Origin of the sequence: Geobacillus thermopakistaniensis, from assembly GCF_000498995.1 — a bacterium.
In the GTDB taxonomy this organism is placed as follows: Bacteria; Bacillota; Bacilli; order Bacillales; family Anoxybacillaceae; genus Geobacillus; species Geobacillus thermoleovorans.
The window spans coordinates 1-4,129 of the sequence record NZ_AYSF01000120.1; the positions used below are offsets into that span (position 1 = coordinate 1).

Below are 4,129 nucleotides of genomic sequence, written 5' to 3' on the forward strand. Positions count from 1 at the left end.
CTTTCGCTCCTCCACTGTTTGGTTATGTGTTCACAACTTCCACAGTAGAGGAAATGTTAGAGGCTGGCAAGCCTTTTTTCTTTGCCTTCAGCTCTGCACTTTTCGTTGCAGAACTCTGTATTTTTATTTTGCAATAAACATCCGGCGCCTGCCTTCAGCTATGCGTTCAATCGGCCAATGACTCGGACGCTCGTTTTGCCTATCATGCCCAGCACACGATTTTACCGAATGACCTATGTATTCGGGATTTGGGCTTTTTCTCCGTTGCCGCACTAGCCGAGATCGATGCCCGCGGAGCGTATTATATTACTCGGCTCCGTTCCGATATGAACGTGTATATCAAGGAGAATGGCCAGTGGAAGGAATGGGATTGGGAATCCCTTGGGAATCAATGAGAGGAAGGGGAATCAGTGGAAATGGAACATGTGTACATCGGACAGGAACGCTTGTATGTTCCACGGTTGGTTTTCCGCCGTCTGACGGCGGAAGAATGGCAAAAACGGATGGCGTATGTGCGGAAAAAGGAAAAAAGAAAAGGGAAGGCGTTGACACGCCAAACCCTCGAACAAAAGAAATACCACATCTTACTGACGAATTTACCACAAGAGTCGTTTGATGGTCAACAGGTTTATGAGCTCTATTCCCTGCGCTGGCAAATTGAATTGTTGTTTAAAGCCTGGAAGTCCGTATTTGATTTGGAGAAAGTCAAGGAGATGAAAAAAGAACGTTTCGAATGCCATTTATACGGGACGTTGATTGCCATTTTGGCCACCCAGACGTTTCTGTTTCAAGCTCGGATGTATTGGCATCAAAAGGAAGACATTCAAATCAGTGAACAGAAAGCGCTCGATCTTCTCCAATCATATTGGCATCAGTTGCTTTTGCGTTCGCATATGGCGGAAATCAACCTTTTCTCTCTCCTTTCCCTGTTACGAAAACATGCCAAGAAAGGTCGAAGGAAAGGGGAAGAAACGGCATCAGATATCTTAACGAAATTAGAGATATGGTAGAATTAGATATGGATATAAATACCAAATACCCCTCTTCTGGAGGGGTATTTGGTATGCCCAATAATGGAGGTGATCCCCATCATTCACTGCGGGGATGAACACGAGTATCGTCTTAAAAATCTTATACCGCTAAACTTGACGGGTATGGTCAGAATCCCTTTTTCAAATTATTTCAGGCGGATTCGGAAATAATGTGCAAAATGTTTGCGGATTGTTCCGGATTTTGCACATTCTTTCGGAACGTTTGCACGCTCTTTCAGATGAAGATTTCCAGCACGCCTGATGGACCGATGGAAAAGAGAAAGCACAAAAGAGGCCGATTCGGCCTCTTTCATGCTAATACCCCATTTCCTCTGCGGCCATGCGCACCACTTCTTCGTCAATGGCGTCCTTTTTCAGCTGATACCCGTATAACAGGCACGTCGTGGCCAACGTGTTGATCACCCGAGGCCATCCCCGCGACTGCAGGGCAATCGCCTCTAACGCCGATGGGGTGAAGATCGGATGCTTCGCCCCGGCCTGTTTCATCCGATGCTCGATGTAGCCCGCCACCTCTTCCTTCTCCAGCGGCCCCATCCGGCATCGCATGATGATCCGCTGGTCGAGAGGGCGGTGCTGATTGAGCCGCAGCTTCCCCTGTAAATGGGGCAGCCCGGCCAAAATCAAGACAAATGGGTTGGTCGAATCCATCTCAAAGTTGAACAAGATCGCGATGTCCTGTAAAAAGACATCCTTCGCTAAATGCATCTCGTCCAAAATGAACACCGGCGTGATCCGCCGTTCATGATGCAATCGCTCGATCGCCTGCTGGATTTGGCGGAAGAGGTCCACCTTGCGGTATTTCGGTTCTTCCCCCAACCCAAGGGCCAGACCGCGGTAAAAATCCATCACGCCTCCGGTGGATAACGGAAAGTAGACGACATGATACAATGATGGATTCAATGACTCTTTCAGCGCCCGAAGGGCGAACGTCTTGCCCGCCCCCGGCTCTCCGATCAACAGCCCGATTCCCCGCGTTCGCTTCACGTACTCCAGCGCCCGTAGCGCTTCTTGAAACGCCGCCCCTTGATACGCCTCGGACGGGTCGGTTTCTTTCGCAAACGGCTCCCGCGAGAGGGAATAAAACGTTTTATACATCCTGTTCGCCCTCCTTCGCCGAAACCGCCGCAAACGGCGACCGGTGGCGTTTTACATAGGCGTTATCCTCCAAACGAACCCGAATGGCTTCCGCCACCCGTTTGCCATCTTCGTACACATAGACGCCTCGTTCGTCATAGCGGAGCTCAATCGATTGCCCAATGAACCGAGGCGGCACTTCGTATAGCTGTTTATTCAGGGTGATCGTGCCATCGGCTTTCACCTTGCGGTGCTCCCGTTTCAGAAAAATCGCATCCAGCCAATCGATGTCTTCGATCCACACCACTCGTTCCACTTGGGACTGAAACACCTCATGCGGCGTTTTCCCATCCAGCGAGGCGTGAGGCTTTCGATGATACTCTTCTTCAAGCCACTTCCAAAAACGCTCGTTCAACTCGTCAAGCGACTTTGGCGGATCCAACTCCAGCAGCGGATAAAACCGCGTCTGTACGGTGCGGAAGAACCGTTCGATTTTCCCTTTGCTTTGCGGATCATACGGCTGGGTGTGGATGAGCGTAATCCCCATCTCGGCGCACGCATACTGCAGCACCTCGGATCGATAAATTTTTCCGTTGTCCGAGTAAATGCGCTTCGGCTTCCCGCAACGAAGCACCGCTTCCTTCGTGACGATCCGCAGCCCGTCAAACTTCTCCGAAGGGAAACTATACGTACGGCACCAACCGCGAGCAGTCATCGATATAGGCGATCAAAAACGTTTTCTGGGCTTTCCTATTGACTCGAATCGTTGGTCCATGGGATAAGTCCCCTTGCCATAGCTCATTGATCTGGTCATACGCAAAACGCTTTCGCTCCGGCATGGGCAAAATTTCTTTCCCGTGTGAGTAAAATATTTGTGGGTGGCATTCCGGAATGATTCCCCGACGAGGGTTGCGAACTTTTGTTCGCGACACTCGTCGGGGCCACCAAGCGAAGCGCGGTAGAAAAAGCAAATGTCATGCAAAAAGGACTCTCTCCCTGCTATGATGGTGATGACCAACATCCATAAAACAGGAGGGAGAGAGTCCATGAAACATCTTACCACAGAATGGCCTTTATTANCTCGTCGGGGCCACCAAGCGAAGCGCGGTAGAAAAAGCAAATGTCATGCAAAAAGGACTCTCTCCCTGCTATGATGGTGATGACCAACATCCATAAAACAGGAGGGAGAGAGTCCATGAAACATCTTACCACAGAATGGCCTTTATTAAAAGAGCTGGAGGAGCAATTAGTCAGAACTCTTCAAAAGGTGTTCGCTGTCTTGTTGGCGGCCCTTTTGGAGGAGATCGATCAACAACTGGCGGAAGCGCGGGACAAGCGCCGGCATCAGCTGAAAGACAAACGGCCGACTACGATCCAAACGCTGTTTGGAGAAGTGACGTTTCGACGGAACTACTACTATGACCGGCAAACGGGGAACTATACCTTCTTGCTGGATGCCGAATTAGGCTTTGATGGGGCCCAATCGATCAGTCCTTGCCTCGAGGAAACGGCGGTCGAGTTGGCCGTAGAGTGCTCTTCCTACCGCAAAGCGGCTCGCACGCTGGAGTCGATCGTGGGGTANCCTTGCCTCGAGGAAACGGCGGTCGAGTTGGCCGTAGAGTGCTCTTCCTACCGCAAAGCGGCTCGCACGCTGGAGTCGATCGTGGGGTATGCGGTCCTCAGCCACGAGGCGATTCGCCAACTGGTGCTGGAGGGCCCCTGTCTCGCTGCATCACCCTGTTTCCAAACGGCACGGCCGGGTGCTGTTTGTGGAGGCGGATGGACTGTTTATTTCCCGCCAGGGGAAAGGGAAACGGGCGAAAGAAGAGAAAATCCTGGCGGTTCACGAGGGATGGAGACGAAACGGGTCGCAGCTTGAGCTGGTGAACCGGCGCCACTACCTCCATGAAGGGACGGGGGACGTGTGGGAACGGTTTGAGGAGTGGCTGATGAAGGAATATGCCTATGATCCGTGCCGAGACCTGTTGGTCCTCAACGGCGAC

The 4,129-nt window shown here is 51.5% G+C and carries 4 protein-coding genes and 2 pseudogenes; 3 read left to right on the top strand and 3 right to left on the bottom strand.

The window, feature by feature from the left end:
* Positions 1–218: 218 nt before the first annotated feature.
* Both T260_RS1000000140445 and T260_RS1000000140450 read left to right on the top strand, forming a co-directional pair.
* Entirely contained in the window at positions 219–395 is a 177-nt protein-coding gene (locus T260_RS1000000140445; protein ID WP_236620478.1) for a transposase, read from the top strand.
* A gap of 108 nt (positions 396–503) precedes the next feature.
* Positions 504–1,010 (top strand): transposase, encoded by a 507-nt coding sequence (locus T260_RS1000000140450; protein WP_236620477.1) that lies wholly within the window; start codon positions 504–506, stop codon positions 1,008–1,010.
* 167 nt (positions 1,011–1,177) lie between these two features.
* On the opposite strand, the gene T260_RS00025 is transcribed toward T260_RS1000000140450, so the two are convergent.
* From T260_RS00025 to T260_RS00015, 3 genes and pseudogenes are all read right to left on the bottom strand, one after another.
* Positions 1,178–1,345 (bottom strand): hypothetical protein, encoded by a 168-nt coding sequence (locus tag T260_RS00025; RefSeq protein WP_023634699.1) that lies wholly within the window; start codon positions 1,343–1,345, stop codon positions 1,178–1,180.
* Between the two features lies 1 nt (position 1,346).
* Positions 1,347–2,147, bottom strand: a complete 801-nt coding sequence (locus T260_RS121380; RefSeq protein WP_023634700.1) for an ExeA family protein — start codon at positions 2,145–2,147, stop codon at positions 1,347–1,349.
* Positions 2,140–3,028, bottom strand: a pseudogene (locus tag T260_RS00015) (transposase); the annotation flags it as partial. The pseudogene T260_RS00015 and the gene T260_RS121380, both read right to left, overlap by 8 nt.
* Positions 3,029–3,321: 293 nt before the next feature.
* Between T260_RS00015 and T260_RS01000000138210 the strand changes: the two are divergent.
* Positions 3,322–4,129, top strand: a pseudogene (locus tag T260_RS01000000138210) (UPF0236 family transposase-like protein); the annotation flags it as partial.

Bases quoted from the DNA above. Each gene is read 5' to 3' on its own strand.
- T260_RS121380 (WP_023634700.1), bottom strand. From the start codon at position 2,147: ATGTATAAAACGTTTTATTCCCTCTCGCGGGAGCCGTTTGCGAAAGAA.
- T260_RS00025 (WP_023634699.1), bottom strand. From the start codon at position 1,345: ATGAAAGAGGCCGAATCGGCCTCTTTTGTGCTTTCTCTTTTCCATCGG.
- T260_RS1000000140450 (WP_236620477.1), top strand. From the start codon at position 504: ATGGCGTATGTGCGGAAAAAGGAAAAAAGAAAAGGGAAGGCGTTGACA.